At 38.9% G+C, this 15,979-nt stretch carries 10 protein-coding genes; 2 read left to right on the top strand and 8 right to left on the bottom strand.

The window, feature by feature from the left end:
• Positions 1-55: 55 nt before the first annotated feature.
• From HMPREF1528_RS05195 to HMPREF1528_RS05160, 8 genes are all read right to left on the bottom strand, one after another.
• Positions 56-796 carry a hypothetical protein gene (locus HMPREF1528_RS05195; protein WP_016478925.1) on the bottom strand — a complete coding sequence of 247 codons (741 nt, stop codon included), beginning with the start codon at positions 794-796 and terminating at the stop codon, positions 56-58.
• A gap of 11 nt (positions 797-807) precedes the next feature.
• The gene (locus HMPREF1528_RS05190) at positions 808-3,150 is read right to left on the bottom strand and encodes a TonB-dependent receptor (RefSeq protein WP_016478924.1); all 2,343 of its coding nucleotides are present in this window, start codon (positions 3,148-3,150) and stop codon (positions 808-810) included.
• 92 nt (positions 3,151-3,242) lie between these two features.
• Complete coding sequence (locus tag HMPREF1528_RS05185) at positions 3,243-3,524, bottom strand: hypothetical protein (protein WP_034567891.1); 282 nt, start codon at positions 3,522-3,524, stop codon at positions 3,243-3,245.
• Between the two features lie 234 nt (positions 3,525-3,758).
• The gene (locus HMPREF1528_RS05180; RefSeq protein WP_016478922.1) at positions 3,759-4,760 is read right to left on the bottom strand and encodes a hypothetical protein; all 1,002 of its coding nucleotides are present in this window, start codon (positions 4,758-4,760) and stop codon (positions 3,759-3,761) included.
• Positions 4,761-4,773: 13 nt separating this feature from the next.
• Positions 4,774-6,057, bottom strand: coding sequence for a DUF1735 and LamG domain-containing protein (locus HMPREF1528_RS05175; protein WP_016478921.1), 1,284 nt, complete (start codon positions 6,055-6,057; stop codon positions 4,774-4,776).
• A 3-nt stretch (positions 6,058-6,060) separates the two neighbouring features.
• Positions 6,061-7,464: an endoglycosidase gene (locus tag HMPREF1528_RS05170; protein WP_034567857.1), complete on the bottom strand. Its 1,404-nt coding sequence runs from the start codon at positions 7,462-7,464 to the stop codon at positions 6,061-6,063.
• Complete coding sequence (locus HMPREF1528_RS05165) at positions 7,434-9,074, bottom strand: SusD/RagB family nutrient-binding outer membrane lipoprotein (RefSeq protein WP_009750634.1); 1,641 nt, start codon at positions 9,072-9,074, stop codon at positions 7,434-7,436. The genes HMPREF1528_RS05170 and HMPREF1528_RS05165 overlap by 31 nt, the downstream gene beginning before the upstream one ends.
• A 30-nt stretch (positions 9,075-9,104) precedes the next feature.
• On the bottom strand, positions 9,105-12,152 hold the full coding sequence (locus HMPREF1528_RS05160) for a SusC/RagA family TonB-linked outer membrane protein (protein ID WP_016478919.1): 3,048 nt from the start codon (positions 12,150-12,152) through the stop codon (positions 9,105-9,107).
• A 563-nt stretch (positions 12,153-12,715) separates the two neighbouring features.
• Between HMPREF1528_RS05160 and HMPREF1528_RS05155 the strand changes: the two genes are divergently transcribed.
• Positions 12,716-13,501 carry an HAD family hydrolase gene (locus tag HMPREF1528_RS05155; RefSeq protein WP_016478918.1) on the top strand — a complete coding sequence of 262 codons (786 nt, stop codon included), beginning with the start codon at positions 12,716-12,718 and terminating at the stop codon, positions 13,499-13,501.
• A 202-nt stretch (positions 13,502-13,703) separates the two neighbouring features.
• A complete protein-coding gene (locus HMPREF1528_RS05150) occupies positions 13,704-15,947 on the top strand; it encodes a nitric-oxide reductase large subunit (RefSeq protein ID WP_016478917.1) in 2,244 nt (747 codons plus the stop codon).
• The last annotated feature ends 32 nt before the right edge of the window (positions 15,948-15,979 follow it).

Genomic DNA, 15,979 nt, shown 5'->3' with positions numbered 1-15,979 from the left:
GAGGTATCACCTTTGCCAAAGTTTAAAATTTTGGCAAAGTTCATAATACACACAGCTAACGAATAATCTGTATAGGGAGTATCATATCGGAGTCTAATTGAAAGGCGTTAGAATACTCCACTACGTTGTATGGGCGCTCTTCTTGAGTTTTAGGGTTGAGCTTATTAGCAATAAGAAAGTGTGCTAACTTGATGCGCAACTTGTAATCACCTGCGGTAGCCTCGTCTTTAATGTGAAAGACGCCTTTAAGTCCAATAGGGTCGCGTTGCTCAGGGTTGGTTTTATCCCAAGTGCGCAAGCGCAAATTCACTCCTTGTGTGCCGTAAGTACCATTTTCGGGGTCGGTATCTTGATATACATAGCTTACTGCTTTGTTCATAGCCGTTACCATAGCGGTTCTTCCCGCTTCATCTTTAGGATATTCTCCTTGAAATAACTGAAAGAAGTGCTGATGGATAGGAGCCATTTTGGCACTTACAAACTCGTGGTTCATACGAGCTCCATTGTTGTAATAGACAATCTCGAAACGGTATTCGCGTCCCACTTGCCATTTTATAGGTTCGGTGATGTCATACACTATTCCTTTAGCTGATTTGTTAGCGGTGCGCTCTTGCACCTCGTTAGTTCCTAAATTGGTAATGATAAACTGCACTTTGTCGGGCATATCGTGCCCTCTGTCTTTGGTTTCATCGGTTGGAGGAGTGGGTTTAGTGTTGTCTTTACTACAGCTACCCATTGTAAAACATACTAATGCTATTAGACTAATAGCTTTTAAATAATAAGATATCTTTTTCATTTTAATAGTGTTTAAAAATTGTAATTTACTCTTAAATATACGTTTCTACCCAAATCGTGGGCATAGTACCTAAAACGATTGGTGTATTCCTTATATTCAGTATTAAAAAGGTTTTCGGCGGATAACCTTATGTCCAGGGTTTGGCGTTTGCCTATATCCAAAGTACCTCCTATGCTCGCCTCGAAAAGGTGATAGGCATCGGGTGTAGTAGGTACTAACTCTTGTGAGGGCTCAAAGCGTGTTTGCTTGGCTACAAAAGTATGCCCTATGCTAGCACTCATACGGCTCAATAAACTGTTGCGGTGCGTTTTGTTATATTCTAGCGACTGACTGAAACGAGGGGCAGGGATAAACGGAAAGTAACGTCCCGTTTTCACTTCGTTAGCCCATACTACTGAGGCTTTCAAATGGTAGTCTAAACTTGTAGGATTGCCTACTTGTGCTACTCTGTTTTTGTTTAACAAACGAACAGTAGCATCGAGGTCAGCGCCTCTAAAAAACGCATTGGCTTGGGTGTACTGAAAGATAGGATACACGCCTGAAAAGAGGGTTTGCACTTCGCCGGTAGGATAATCGTAAATGTAATTCTTAATATATTGGATATAAAGGTCGAGATTTACATTCCAACGTTTATTCTCATTGTTTAGCAAAAGAGAGGTAACCCACTTCACTCCTGTTTCTGATTCGAGCTTATCGTCACCTAAATCATAAGTGCCTGCGCCGTGATGAAGTCCGCTACTGTACAGTTCGTTCACCTGAGGAGCACGCCACGCCACGCCTATGTTAGATTTCAGTTGTGAAACTCGTGAAAGAGGCATTGTTCCTCCTAAGGTATAGGTGAAATTATGGAAGTTGTGTTCGCCTCCGTAACGCTGTGAGTACATATCGTAACCATCGGCATTGAGGTACTTATAGTCGTAACGTACACCTGCTTCTAATAACCAAGCATCTCGCTGAAAACGTTGTATTGCAAAAGCACCATAACTAAGAGAGGCATAGTTAGGGATTACAGGTACTACCCCCGTACCGGGTTGGTTGTAGTTGTCCTGCTTGTTGAAACTACCCCCTATGGTACTCTTCCATTTGCTGTAAGCGTTTTCCCAATACACATCGAGTGCGTGGGTAGTGAGCTCCATATTTAAGGCTGGGATGCGGGTTCTGTCCATTCGGCGAACACTGAACTCCTGACGAATATCTTTCTGAAAAGCGTATTGTGCGGTGAGTTTTCCTCCGAAGGGCAAGAAATAGAACGCTTTACCTTTTAACAGGTGGTGCACTACTTTTTGCTTGGGCGCATTGATGCTATACGAAAACGGATAGGTGGTAAGCGGTCTTCCAATTTCGAACCGAGCGAGCAAATCGTCTAAATTCCCAATATGCGAACCGTAGAACACACTGCTTTCGTTCTCATACCTACTGTAAAATATTTCGGCAGTACCTTTTTCCTTCTGAACGCCTGTTGCTACTGAGAAATTGGCTTCACGAGCAGCAGTGTTATTCAGTAGGTAATTAGCTGTACTGATGTCGCCTGAACGTTTTAAAGTTCCTTGTACACGCCACGCCCAAGAAGGTAACTCGGGGACTGAACTTTCGACTTTTAACGTAGTACTCAATTTGCGTCCGTTAGAGCCAAACGAAGAAGCTAAGTTGGCGTGCAGACCGTCGCTATAAGGGAGTTTTTTTTGTTCTATGAGAATCACTCCACCTAAGGCATCAGAACCATAACGCACCGATTCAGCACCTTTTACCACCGTTATTTGGTCGGCTACCAAAGGGTCGATTTCGGGAGCGTGGTCGGCGCCCCATTGTTGTCCCTCTTGGCGCACTTCGTTGTTGAGTATCAAGATACGATTGCTGTGCAAGCCGTGAATTACCGGTTTGGCAATAGTTGCGCCTGTTTGTATCATCGATACTCCCGATATAGAGGTGAGCACTTTGGCTAAATCGTCACCTTGTTTATCTATCAAGCTATTTCTTTTGAGCGAAATGGATATGATAGATGGGATTAAGCCTCTCACATACTGCTGAGTTGTATGCCCTGATACGGTAGTCCCTTCGAGTACGCTCACTGCTTCTTTCATTACAATCACAAGAGGTTGTGAGTGTGGAATGATGACAGTACTTTCGTAATCGTGATAACCTAAATAGGTTATTTTGATAGGGTAAGAGCCCTTGCTGAGTTTTTTTATCGTTACCTTCCCATCGGCATCGCTTATAAAGTGCTTTCCAACGAAATGCACTACCGCATTGCCTAAGGGTAGTTTTTGAGTGTCTTCTATTTGCAGTTGCAAGGTTTCTTGCGCATATAGCGAGAATGCACAACTGAGTAGCAGAAGACTGAATATCTTTTGCATAAAATCAATTTGAAAATTTTGGGAATTTGGAAATTAGCAAGCTGGGTAAGAAGAGGAATGATTCCTCATTTACTAATTAACTCATCAGCTAATTACATCGGAGGACCTCTTGAAAAGATAGTAAAGGCGTTTTCAGGAAAGCCTTTTTCGATAAAGAAGAATACTGCTGTTGCACTTTGCTCTAAGAATTGATAGATAAAAAATGAAGGAGCAAAGAATTGATGCAGTTGTACAAAAATACAATCGTGATGAGTGTCTACCGCTGAAAGGTGAGCGTTGTGATGACACTTATCGCCGGTAGCTATAGCACATAACTCTTCCTGAGTGTGGTGATTATGAAAGAATTCACCCACCGGAAAGGCTACTTTCAGCATACAAAACAGTAGCAGAAAGGCGAAGATGCGCGTGTGTAACGATTGTCTTTTCATAGTTTTCAAGATGCAAAATTACAAAATAATTATGAATTGCAAAATATAATAGAGCGATAAATTTTAGTTTGAACAAATTCTTACTAATAAAAAGCCATAGTAGAAAAGATTTCTACTATGGCTTACTAAAAAAACAAGCATTGTTTTTTAGAAAAATTAATAATCAATAAAGGTTACTTTTTAAAAAAACTCTACTTCATAAACATCAATGTACTGATTATTATATTTTTTAAAGTTTTTAAACGTTAATGTTCTTACTTTGATAGGAACTTTGAACTTTATACAAAGTTTTTTTCTGTGTTCATCACGTGTGTAAGTACCTTGCAAATATTCCTTTATATTATCAGGAGTTGCATATATATCTACTCCCCCAATAGTTTTATTTTCTGCCCATCTTTGATTTTGTACAATGATAACTCCTCTTACTGTTGTTTCTTCTGTGAAAGTTGTTTTTAAATATACTTCTTCTTCAGTATTAATCCACCAATTTGTGTTATAATTTTCATCTTTAAGAGCTCCTAATCTATCAGACTTATAATTAGAATCAAAAGTATATTTATTACTATCCAATTTTTTGTCGTCATCAATAGTATCAGCATTTATTAGTTCTATATTATCTCCTTGCGGGTACTCTTCTTCTGTAAAACTAATTTTAATACGATATGCTGAATCTTGGTCAGAAGTGGCTACGGGCAAATCAGTAGGAGTAGTACTAGTTACTTTCACACGGAAACGTAAAGTATATTCCTTGGTGATGTCCAAATCTTTAAAGGCATAGGGTTTAAGCGTTACCTTAAAAGTTTCAGAAACTGTACCAGAGCTCAATTCAGCTTTTTCAATGGTGAAAGATCCCTCAGGGAGACTACGCTCATAGCCCACTTTTTCGGTTTCAATTTTTAGATTAATTACTTCACCGTTTTGTAAGGCACGTTTGGCAAACTTAGGGGTGAAAGTGAAAGTGGTAGCACTGATAGTCTTGGAGGTAGGATCTCTAAATATCTTTTCTATTGTTTCGTTAGGCGAAAAGATAACTAAGGTTTTAGAAAGATCAACAGGAGGGTTACTCACTTGTGGGACAGTGGGTGCAGGTTCTTTTAGTACATCAAGTTCTTTGGTGTCGGGGGTACAACTTATAGCTAAAACAGCTGTAAGTAGTGCCCCTAATAAATATATTCTTTTCATTGTTTTAGCTTTTTTAAAATTCTACTTCTGTATTATAATCAACGGTAGGTAATTTTTCTTCTACACCTATTTTATGTACATACCATTTTTCAGGCATTTTTTTATGAGGGTTAGTAGAAGCATTTTTAATTACTTTTTCATTGTCTTCTGTTTCCCAAGGGTCTTCGTTATAGGGGACATAGAGTTCTAAACCTTCACTATCAGGTTTTACGAAGTTTTGAGTTGCAACTACCTGTCCTTGTGTAAGGGCTTTACTCCACAAACGCATTTCGCGCACATAGGCATTGAGATTGCCATTACCAAAGCAAAGAATAGGAAAATCATGTATTTTAGCAGGAGCAACAGAATCAAACATCAATTCTCCATTTACATAAATTTTCAAGTAAGGGCTATCGTTGTTTTCTTCGTATACTACTGCTATGTGATACCATTTGTCGGCAGTAGGAGTACCACTCACAGCATTAAATTTAAATCCTGTACCCTTGGGAGTATTAAAACCTAATTTCAAACCGCTATTCATTATAGTAAAAGAACCACCATATAACACATTGTATAGAGCTGAATTAGAATCAGCACGACCATTGGGGTACATCAAACCTGCATTATTTGATGCATTTACAGGAGCAATAGAATACTGCATTGTCCAAGCGGTGAGTTTTACATCTTTTTCATATGTTTTACCACTTTCTTGTTTACCTGTATTTTTACCATAGATAGCGTGGAAAGCTCTGTTTCTTAGATGTGCTACTTTGGTTTTAAATGAACGATTCAATAAAAATAAAGCGGTTTTTCTATCCCCTTGGGCTATGATGTTGCCATCAAGAGGGTGTAAACGCACAGCTACAGCATAGTTATTAGCTCCTGATAATTTATTGCCTTGTGCATCTTTTAAAGCTTTGATGTTAAATTGCAATTTGCCAGTGGAGACCTGTTGTCCCTTAGGAATAAGTACTTTAAAACTATTGCCTGTTTGAGGAGTACCATTACCTGTATAACTCATTTCTATCACATTAGCAGGTAACAATTCATAATCCACCTTATTAGCCTGATTATAGTTATCTATCACTGTGGCATCGAGGGTTACTTGGTAGTAAGTATCTTGTGATACAGGGTTAGCTAAGCGGACTTTTATTTCGGTGGCTTTTTCACTACCACTATCGTCTTTAACCTTTATGGTAGAAACAGCGGCATTGTCAAATAGAACTACTTTTTGAGGAGTAACCCCTGAGGTATTAGGTAGTTTTTCACAAGCTATAACAGTAAGTACCCCAATTGTTAGTATTAAAATCTTTTTCATAGCTTACTTTTTATTAGGTTTATTGATGGTGATTTCTTCTTTAAAATCTTTATACTCCTCGTTGGAGCGCGGGTCTATAATACGGATTGCCTCACGCAACCAAGCGTAATGTTTGTATTTGCGACCGCTAATTTTATTACTTTCCATATATCCTTTAAAAAGGGAACTTTCGGCAGAAAAGGAGTAGTCAAGCTCGCCGTGGTAAGAACCTACCCCTCCCACTTTTCCTATTTTTGTTGCTTTTGCTTTTACAATTATAGAAAGGTAGCTTCCTTTTTCAAATTCAGAGGTGGAAACACTTTTGTGAGGATTACTTGTAAAAGGTTTATCTACCCTTGTATCTCCATAATCTTGCATAATATATTTGCTAATATAGCTATCTACATCATCTGTATTGATAAGTTTTTCATATTGTCCATCAAATAACAAACAGTATTTTTTCTCTGCATAATTTCCTTTTTCAAAAAATGGTTTGTAAGCTTTGATATATTCTTTTTCTTTTTGGTGATAACCTGTGTGGTTTTCATCGAAGAGTTCGCGCAAATACTGCTTGCGTTGTTCTCCTGAATATTTTTCACCAAAATATTTACCTATTTCTCGAATAAAAGTATCCATATTCTTTTGATAACCATTGGTAGAAGAACCAGAAGCAAATTCATTATAACTGTAGTAGTTATGATTACCAATAGTAGGCTCCCAGTCAATATCAAAGCCATCTAAACCACAAGCAATAATATAACGGGCTAATTCACGGGCGTAGATTTGGCAGCGATAGGTTTCGTTATCAGAATCTTTCTCTTCGCCATATTTTTCTCTGAAAAGGGTAAAACCTGATTTATTTCCTTCATTAGGTAATCCTTGTCCTACATTGGATACTTGCCAACACAAAAAGATTTTGCTACCCTTTTTGTGAAATACCTCCAAGTCGTATTTCTCGTTATCAGTCATATCAGCGGGTTGTTTACCATAACCTCCCCATAGAGAAATGGCAGTGGTAGTATCAGGAATAGATTGTAACCACGTACGTTCGAGTCCATCAGCGGCACGCCAGCCTGTCCACCACATATAAATAAAAGGTTTTTCGCCTGTATTAGCCCACGCTTTTTGTTTGTATTCAGTGAGCATTTTATAGTAGGCTTCCCATTTTTTTTGTGCCTCAGCTTCAGCTTTGGCTTTGGCTTCAGCTTCGCGTTGTTGTTCTTGTTGAGCACGTTGTGTAAGCTGCTGTTTATAATCTTTTTCTATATCTAAAGGCTCTGTTTTTACACAGTTTATTACTAGTAACCCTAAGAAACAAAGACTAATATGTTTTATATAATTTAAACTTTTCATAGTAATTATTTTTTTAATATTACTTATCTTTTTGTTATTTGCAATTATCTTGTATTGGGGTTTGCATCCCACCATAGGTGGGTATTACAGTCGTCAATGGCGCCAGCTCCCAATAATTGAATACCTTTTAGTACATTTTCTCTGTTTTCACCTGTGTATTCTGATTGTGGATAGATAGCACGGCGTACTCCTTTGGTACGCCCATCGGTAGACATTATAGTGTTACCGTGAATCGCATCAGCATTGTATTCTACAGGCTTGATTTGACGAGGATAACCTGTTCTGCGCCACTCACTCCACGCTTCGTGTCCATCGGGGAAAATGGCTAAATACTTTTGGGTGATAATTTTCTCTAACTTATCTTCATTAGTACCATTATAGGCTACGGTTACTGATGAAGGGGCTGCTTGATTGTATTTACTGTCAATAGGATCTATGTAATCAGCTGGTTTATCAGTATTGTTATTAGTATAGGCATTAGAGTTCACTCCGTTTTCTCTAAAACTCATAGCAATACCTTCTTCATAAAGAACTTGGTCTGTTTTAGCATCAGTAGTAAGTCCAAAGAGTTTTGCCTCTGCTCTTAGGAAATATACTTCTGAGGTTTTCATTACAAAAGTGGGACCATCTTCTTTAACGTTAGGATAACCAAAACCTAAATAATCTTTTTTACCCATAAATCCTGCACGAATACCCTGTAACTGTGTTTGGTTAGTATAACCATCAGGTTTTTCAGTAGGGTTGAGTTTAAAGTATACTGTCAATCGAGGATCGTTATATCCTTTAAGATAAGACAATATAGTAGCTCCAAGACGTGTATCTTGATAGTTATTGGCTATCATTTCTAAGCAATTTAAGATGATGAGGCGTTCATTCGTTTGAAGTTTTGCCATATCAGTAACGTCTTCCATTACTCCTCCGTCTAAGGCTTTTTGAGCTTCCTCTTTAGCTTTGTCTTGTGCTACATATCTGATACGCACAGCCATACGGAGCCTAATAGAGTTAGCAAACTTAATCCATTTATTTAAATCACCTCCATAGAAAAAGTCATTTTCGCGTATACTTTCTGGCAAACTATAGCTTTGTTTGAATTCTTTTAGATAGGTAGTAGCTTCGGTAAGTTCTTTGAAAAGCTGATTGTATATAGCTTCTACTGAATCATAAGGTACCTTAGTAAGTCCTTTTCCTTGATTTGAGTAAGGTAGCGGACCAAACATATCAGTAGCACGAAGCACCCCTAAAACTTTACAAATCATCGCCATTTGGTATACAGCTTTATAGGTAACATCATTAGCATCGGCATCGATGGTATTGGCTTTGATATCGCGCCAAGAAGAGATGATATTACTAAACATACCAGAATAGTTATTGTTCATCCACCATTCAGCCATATAACCTGTAATCATAGTTCTACCGTTGTTCCATTTATTGATAGGAGGAGCCATATAGCCTACATAGCTGTCTCCCATCATATTGATGGAAGTTTGGTAGAGATTTGTTCCATTCACAGCGCGAGTAGGAATAATTTGATTCTGAATAGTACCTAAATAACCTGCTACATTTACCCCATCACGTTCAGCTAACTTTTTAGTGGGGTTGGTGGGATTAGTATTTATCTCCTCAAAATCTTTGGTACAAGAGAAGATGAAGAGTGATAAAATACTGATATATATTATCTTTTTCATTGGTTTATATTTTTTAATTGATAATAATTTTTATAATGCTGCCTTAATAGAAATACCCAAACTTCGTAAAGAGGGCATTCTGAAAAAATCTGCAGTATTGCTATATCCTCTTGTATTTACAGTTGATTCAGGATCAAAAGGAGCTCTGAGATATAACATTGCTAAATTGTAACCTGTTACTGACATACTTAGCGATTTAAGCCATTTCATTTTGTTTATTTCATTTAATGGTAAACGGTAGGTTAGTGATAACTCCTGAATGCGTATATTGGTAGCATCGTAGCTATAGTAAGCGGGCAAGCTCACTCCTCCGTTAGCAATGGTCTCATAGTATTTTTTGGCATCGTATAGCTGTCCGTCTATCATTACGCCACCTCTGTCGCGAGCATCGGCAGTAGCTTTTGATACACCATATTGGTCAAGCCACGCTTGAGTACGTGATTGCACAATGCCACCAAAGCGACCATAAATCATTACATCAAGTGATAGATTTTTCATAAAAGTAAAACTGTTTCGCCAACCCATTGTAAAATCAGGAGCTGTGTTACCTATGAGATACTCACGGGTATTATCAATTTCGTAAGTACCTTTACCAGAATCTACTAATTTACCGTCGGCACCACGTTTGAGGAGTTTATCAGTAATCACATCGGTCATAGATCCTCCTTCGCGTATACCTCCTACTTTAGTGATACTGAAGTGAGATCCGTCGATAGGGTTGCGGTAGTTATGCACTAATTCCTTTACGAGGTTGACGTTGCGTGTGAAAGTAATATGGCTACTCCAATCTAATTTTCCAAAAGATTGGTTAAAACCTAAACCTGCTTCAATTCCCTTATTTTCAATATTACCTGCTTGTAGCCATAAACGTTTATAACCACTAGACTCTGGTAAGTCATATGACAAAAGTTGGTTATAGGTATTTGATTTATATAGAGTAACATCCAAACTGAGAGCATTTTTTAAGAGTTTAGCATTCATACCTATTTCATAAGATTTGGTACGCTCAGCAGTAAAGTCAGGGAAAGGATAATCTCTATCAGGACTAATGCCTGTGCCACTAAATCCAAAAGTACGGGTACCTGGTGTAAAGCCTTCTTGTGAAATAGGAGAACCTACTTCGGTATATGAACCGCGCACCTTTAAATAGGACAGCCACTCGGGCATTTTTACAAATTCTGAAATGACGCCTGAGAGTCCTACTGAAGGATAGAAAATAGCTTCATCTTTGGTATTGACGAGTTGCGATGCCCAGTCTGTACGCCCTGTGAGAGTAAGAAATAAGCGACTTTTCCACCCTAACTCAGTACTACCAAAAACAGCTATATTACGTGTATGACTATGGGTTTGTACTTTTCCTCCGCGAGGGTCTAAATTACTTGCTGCAAAGAAGTTGGAAATAGTGTGAAGATTTCCGCGGAATCCTGCGGTTTTATTAAGGTTGTCGTCATAAGAAGAACCTATGTTGGCAGTGATGTTGAAGAGTTTGCGGTCGTTACCGTCGTGGTCTACATATTTACCAAAGTTCTTATTGATGTTCAGCATTATATCGGCATAAGTTTGGTTAATAGTACGCATAGTGTAGCGCCATTCCCCACGTTTTCCTACTCCTGTACTTGGGTCGGAGGTAGCATAAGCTCGCATTTCGCCTTCTCCTTGTGTGTTGTCAATACGTACACGCCCGCTGATGTTTAACCAAGAGAGTACATCGTAAGTAAGTGAAGCTGAATACATATTGCGTTTTCTTTTTTCAAAGAAGAGTTGGCGATATATATTCCAATAAGGATTTTCTTTTACTACACCATTAGATACATTACCTACGTAGGGGTAATATTGTTCGTGAATTTTGCGAGAAGGATTCCAGCGCTCCCACGCTTTTAGTTCGTCAAAGTTATCCCCGCGTGGGAAAAGGTATAAAGAGGTCAGAGGGTTAAACCAGCCTCCTTGCGAATACATATTTTGATTACCTTGCAAAATATAGCTCGCCGAGAAATCGAAATGTAATTTGTTATTAAAAAAATGACTTGTATTGCGTCCCATAAAGTTATGGCGATAATAGCCATTGGTAGGGATAATTCCTTTAGAATCAGTAGAAGCGAATGATACAAAGGTTTGATTTTGTGCTGATCCTAGTGAAAAATCTACTGCATTGTTATGTACTATCCCTGTGTGGAAAAATTTTAGAGGGTCATAGGTAGAAGGAGTTGCAAGTTTAGGTCCCCAGCTGGTTTCTCCACTACTGCCGTAGGTGTTTTGGAACTCAGGTGTAATAAAAGGAGTAAGTACTTCTACTTTTGAGTTGAAGTTTACTGCTACTTTACCTTCTTTTCCTTTTTTTGTGTTGATAATCACTACTCCATTGGCAGCTGCGGCTCCATAAAGGGCAGCTGCAGAAGGTCCTGTAAGTACGTTGATACTTTCAATATCTTCGGGATTGAAGTCTGAAATACTTTCTCCTCCTCCTACGATACCGTTGTCACCGCCATCAGAGGCAGAAGAAGCATTGTTGAGGGGAATGCCATCTACTACATAAAGAGCATTGTTACTACCTGTGATAGATTTTGCGCCACGCATAATCACTTTGGTAGCACCTCCTACTCCTGATGCACTACGTTGGATATTTACCCCCGCTACTTTACCGTTGAGATTATTCACGAAGTTAGCATCTTTTACTTTGGTGAGTTCTTCCGCTTTCACCTGTTGAACGTTGTAACTCAGTGCTTTTTCTTGCCTTTTGATACCCAAAGCCGTTACTACTACTTCACCGAGTTGTTGAGTTTCTTCTTTTAAGATAATGTTTAGAGTAAATGTTTTTCCACCTCCTGTAGGTATTTTTTTACTTTGAGAAATAAAACCAACAGAACTAAATTCGATAGTAGCTCCTTCTTTCACTTGGATAGAGTACTTACCATCCATATCCGTTGCCATACCACGCGTTGTAGCTTTCACAACAACCGTTACACCAGGGAGAGGAATACCTCCTTCATCGGTAACCTTCCCTGAAACTGTTTTTTCCTGTGCTAACAAAATACTGCCATAAATTGTTAAAAGCACTGCTATAAAAAATCTTTTGTTCATAGAATAGTATAAAAAAATTAATACTTCAAGATGTATTTCACAATTGGGGGCAAAAGTACAAAATGTTTTTAATAACGTCAAAGATAAAAATGAATATTTTTTAAAAATAATAAAAATATTCTATAACTTTATAGATTTGCAGGATATTCTTTGTGAAATCTTAAAGTTGTGATGTGATTTTTTTTTAATGATATTGATATTAATTAATGTCAGTTTGATGTAAAGAGTGGTGTTATGCCTTAGGGGGCGAACAGTTCAGAAGGGTGTGGAGCCTTCGGAAGATATCGGAGAAGTTCGGAAGAGGGGAGGGAGGGTTTTTGATGAAAAAAGGCTATTAGATGGGTGTGGTTAGCTTATAGAGAGCTTATACGAATCTTGGACGATTGGTATAGAAAGGGTGTGTAAGTATTTGAAAGTGAGTGGTTAAAAGATGAGAAAAAGAGGTGGTTTTGAGGGTAATAAAACGAATTAAAACGGAAGTGAAGAGGTGGTTGAGATATATGAGAACCATATTTGAACAATATGTGTGAATAATTTTGTATATTTGCCGAAAATTAGAATGTATGATAAAACTTATTGTAACGGATATTGATGGTACTTTGGTGAATAATCAGAAGGAAGTACCTGAGAGTTTTTGGGAAGTTTTTAAGGAGATACGAGCCCGTAGAATTAATTTTTGCGTGGCGAGTGGACGACAAATACAGAGTTTGCACGAGCTTTTTGCACCTATTAAAGACGAGATAGCTTTTGCTCCTGATAACGGAGCTTCGCTAATATGCAAAGGGAAGACGCTTTTTGAAAACCCTTTGAACCCTAATGGTATTCGCCCCATATTGGAAACTTGTGAACAGATTGGGCAGATAGGGGTAGCGCTTTGTGGAAGAGAGAATGCCTACATTAAGACGGATAGTGTTACTATTTTTGATGAAATAGCCAGACATTATCCCGCTCATACAAAGGTGATGAACTTTTCGGAAGTGAATGATGACATCTTTAAGATAACTATTTGTGATGAAGGAATTTCAAGGATCAATAGCTATCCTCTTTTGAAAAAGTATGAGAATGATTTTAATGTGGTGGTCTCAGGTGAGATATGGCTTGATATTACCCGAAGTGATGTGAATAAAGGGGTGGCGGTAAGACGTCTGCAAGAAAAATTAGGGGTCTTGCCATCGGAAACAGTGGTTTTTGGCGACCATATGAACGATGTGGAAATGATACAAACCGCTGAGATGAGTTACGCGATGAAGAATGCCCAAGAGGCTTTGAAAGCTATTGCTAATTACGTGACTGAATACGATAATAACGAGGCGGGGGTAGTGAAAACTATACAGCATTTGATAAAATAAAAGAAGAATAGCAGAAAAGAAGGAGTACAAAACTCATAAAAAAATAGGAAAGGTTACCTGTTGATTTTCAATAGGTAACCTTCTTTTTTGGGAGAAAACTTTAAAATTGGGCGCAAAAAAATAATACAAAAGATATATAAGATATAATTATCTTTTATATCTTTGCACCCAGAAATTACAAAAACACTAATATATTTTATTTATGACAGCTAAGAAATTATGGATTTGGCTTGGGGCAACAGTAGCTGCTTCATTCCTTGTGCTGATTCTCTTCGGTGTAGAAATATACCGTACAGCACCTCCTTTCCCCGAAAAGATTGTAACGACCAATGGGGAAGTGCTCTATGAAGGGCAAGACATTAAAGATGGTCAGAATGTTTGGCAATCGATGGGCGGTCAAACCGTAGGTAGTATCTGGGGACACGGCGCTTATATAGCACCCGACTGGAATGCTGATTATCTACACCGCGAATCGGTATTGCTATTAGAGCTTTTTGCTCAGAAAGACGGTAAGGTGTACAAAGACCTGCCTGAAGATGAGCAAGCGAAGTACCAAGTGCAGTTGCGCAAAGAGTTGCGTACGAACACCTTTAACCAAGAAACAGGTGTGATTACCTTCTCGCCAGAGCGTGCTCAGGTGGCTAAAGAGTTGGCTGCGTATTACACCAAACTCTTTATGGACGACCCTTCGCTAAGTGAAACGCGCACTCATTACGCGATTCCGAAGAATGCTATCAAAGACCCTGTGCGTATGCAACAGATGAATGCATTCTTTACGTGGACTTCTTGGGTATGTAGCACTAATCGCCCTAATAGCGATGTAACCTATACCAATAACTGGCCTTATGACCCTGTGATAGGCAATCACCCCTCGACTTCACTACAAATGTGGTCAGGGTTCAGTGTGCTAATGTTGCTTTTCGGGGTGGGACTCTTGGTGTATTATCACGCAAGCAACAAAGAGGAAGAAGAAAATGAACATCTTCCTGCGGAAGACCCAATGCGCGGTATGAAACCTACACCTTCAATGAAAGCTACCCTTAAATATATTTGGATAGTATCGTTACTTATCTTGGTACAGATGGTGGCAGGAGTGATTACAGCGCACTATGGTGTAGAAGGAGGAGGTTTCTTTGGTATTCCGCTTGATATGATATTTCCACAGGCTATTTCGCGTAGCTGGCACGTACAGTTGGCTATTTTCTGGATAGCAACCTCTTGGCTGGCTACAGGGCTTTACATAGCTCCTGCGGTATCAGGACACGAGCCTAAATATCAAAAATTGGGGGTAAATATACTCTTTATTGCCCTACTGATAGTAGTGTTAGGTTCTTTGGCAGGACAATGGTTTGGCGTGATGCAAAAATTAGGCTTAGTAGAAAACTTCTACTTTGGACATCAAGGTTATGAATATCTAGAATTGGGTCGTTTTTGGCAAATACTATTGCTTGTAGGCTTATTCTTGTGGTTGTTCTTGATGGTAAGGGCTTTATTACCTGCTTTGCGTAAAAAAGACGAAAACCGCCATTTGTTATTGCTTTTTGTGTTAGCCTCTATTGCTATTGCAGCTTTCTATGGAGCAGGCTTGATGTACGGTCGCCAAACACATATGGCTATTGCTGAATATTGGCGTTGGTGGGTAGTTCACCTTTGGGTAGAAGGCTTCTTTGAAGTATTTGCTACCGTAGTGGCTGCTTTCTTGTTCTCACGTATGGGCTTGTTACGCTTGAAAGTGGCGAGTGCCTCAGTATTGTTCTCTACCATTATATTCTTAGCAGGTGGTATATTGGGTACATTCCACCACTTGTATTTTAGTGCTACCCCTACCGGTGTGTTAGCCTTAGGAGCTACTTTTAGTGCTTTGGAGATTGTGCCTTTGGTACTCATAGGATATGAGGCTTATCACAACTACAAGATTTCTAAATCTACTGAGTGGATAAAAGCCTACAAATGGCCTATCTATTGCTTTATTGCGATGTGTTTCTGGAACTTCCTTGGGGCAGGTATCTTTGGTTTTGCCATTAACCCGCCTATTGCCTTGTACTACATTCAAGGATTGAACACTACGGCAGTTCACGGACACGCAGCCCTCTTTGGGGTATATGGTATCCTTGGTATTGGACTTATTTTGTTTGTGCTTCGCGGTTTGTATCCTGATCGTCACTGGAATAACAAGATTCTTGGTTGGGCATTCTGGTTGATAAATATAGGGTTGCTTGTGATGTTGGTAGGAAGCTTACTTCCTATAGGTATTATGCAAGCAGTAGAAGCTATTCAAAACGGCTATTGGTCAGCGCGTTCTGAGGAGTTTATGCACACCGATTTGATGCAAACCATACGTTGGTTACGCGTTCCAGGTGATATACTCTTAGCAATAGGTGAATTGTTATTGGTATACTTCATCATTGGACTTAAAACCGGTTGGTCATTAAGAGACAAGCGATAATTTACAAAATAAACCTGAAAAAGCCAAAGGGC

Source organism: Capnocytophaga sp. oral taxon 336 str. F0502 (assembly GCF_000411575.1).
GTDB classification, from domain to species: Bacteria; Bacteroidota; Bacteroidia; order Flavobacteriales; family Flavobacteriaceae; genus Capnocytophaga; species Capnocytophaga ochracea.
This window is presented reverse-complemented; position numbering and strand designations above follow the sequence as displayed.

Excerpts from the sequence above, each read along its gene's own strand:
- HMPREF1528_RS05195 (WP_016478925.1), bottom strand. The coding sequence starts at position 796 with ATGAAAAAGATATCTTATTATTTAAAAGCTATTAGTCTAATAGCATTA.
- HMPREF1528_RS05190 (WP_016478924.1), bottom strand. The coding sequence starts at position 3,150 with ATGCAAAAGATATTCAGTCTTCTGCTACTCAGTTGTGCATTCTCGCTA.
- HMPREF1528_RS05185 (WP_034567891.1), bottom strand. The coding sequence starts at position 3,524 with ATGCTGAAAGTAGCCTTTCCGGTGGGTGAATTCTTTCATAATCACCAC.
- HMPREF1528_RS05180 (WP_016478922.1), bottom strand. The coding sequence starts at position 4,760 with ATGAAAAGAATATATTTATTAGGGGCACTACTTACAGCTGTTTTAGCT.
- HMPREF1528_RS05175 (WP_016478921.1), bottom strand. The coding sequence starts at position 6,057 with ATGAAAAAGATTTTAATACTAACAATTGGGGTACTTACTGTTATAGCT.
- HMPREF1528_RS05170 (WP_034567857.1), bottom strand. The coding sequence starts at position 7,464 with ATGGTGGGATGCAAACCCCAATACAAGATAATTGCAAATAACAAAAAG.
- HMPREF1528_RS05165 (WP_009750634.1), bottom strand. The coding sequence starts at position 9,074 with ATGAAAAAGATAATATATATCAGTATTTTATCACTCTTCATCTTCTCT.
- HMPREF1528_RS05160 (WP_016478919.1), bottom strand. The coding sequence starts at position 12,152 with ATGAACAAAAGATTTTTTATAGCAGTGCTTTTAACAATTTATGGCAGT.
- HMPREF1528_RS05155 (WP_016478918.1), top strand. The coding sequence starts at position 12,716 with ATGATAAAACTTATTGTAACGGATATTGATGGTACTTTGGTGAATAAT.
- HMPREF1528_RS05150 (WP_016478917.1), top strand. The coding sequence starts at position 13,704 with ATGACAGCTAAGAAATTATGGATTTGGCTTGGGGCAACAGTAGCTGCT.